This is a genomic window from Paracoccus sphaerophysae (assembly GCF_000763805.1).
GTDB lineage: Bacteria > Pseudomonadota > Alphaproteobacteria > Rhodobacterales > Rhodobacteraceae > Paracoccus > Paracoccus sphaerophysae.
Map to the genome: position 1 here is coordinate 1 of NZ_JRKS01000131.1, position 904 is coordinate 904.

1 pseudogene is annotated in these 904 nt (G+C 63.8%); it reads right to left on the bottom strand.

What is annotated here, in order from left to right:
- Positions 1–904: pseudogene (locus IC63_RS16715) on the bottom strand (IS3 family transposase); the annotation flags it as partial.

Genomic DNA, 904 nt, shown 5'->3' on the forward strand with positions numbered 1-904 from the left:
AGCTCGTCCCGCATCCTGCCGTTGAAGCTTTCGACGAACCCGTTCTGCATCGGCTTGCCCGGCGCAATGTAATGCCATTCGACCTTGTGCTCGGCGCACCACTTCAGGATCGCGTTCGATGTCAGCTCTGTCCCGTTATCGCTGACAATCATTCCAGGCCTGCCGCGGCGTTCGATCAGCGCCGTCAGTTCCCGAGCCACGCGGCGGCCCGAAATCGAGGTGTCCGGGATCGCCGCCAGACATTCGCGGGTGACGTCGTCAACCACGTTCAGCACCCGGAAGCGCCGCCCGCAGGCGAACTGGTCATGGACGAAGTCCAGCGACCACCGTGCATTGGCCCGTGTCTCGATCAGGATCGGTGCCCTCGTTCCGAGGGCCTTGCGGCGCGCTTTGCGTTTACGCACGGTTAAGCCCTCTTCTCGGTAAAGCCGATAGATGCGGTTGATCCCGGATGGCTCTCCCTCGCGCCTGAGCAGCACGAACAGCCGCGGGTAGCCGAACCTTCGCCGCTCGTTGGCCAGATCCCGCAACCGCCCGCGCAGCGCCGTGTCCGGCGCTCGCTGGGACTGGTAGCGCACCATCGTCCGGTCCGCCCCGGCAATCTGGCACGCCCGCCGCTCCGACAGCCCGAGATGGGCCTTCAGGTGCGCGACAGCCTCGCGCTTCACGGCGGGCGTTACCACTTTTTTGACAGCAGTTCTTTCATTGCAGCCATGTCGAGCATCTGGTCAGCCAGCAAGCGCTTCAGCCTGGCGTTCTCGTCCTCGAGTGCCTTCAGCCGCTTCGCCTCCGACACCGTCATCCCGCCATACTTCGCCTTCCAAGCGTAAAATGTGCCTTCCGACATGCCGTGCTTGCGGCACAGATCTGCGCACTTCGCGCCGGCATCATGCTCCTGAAGGAT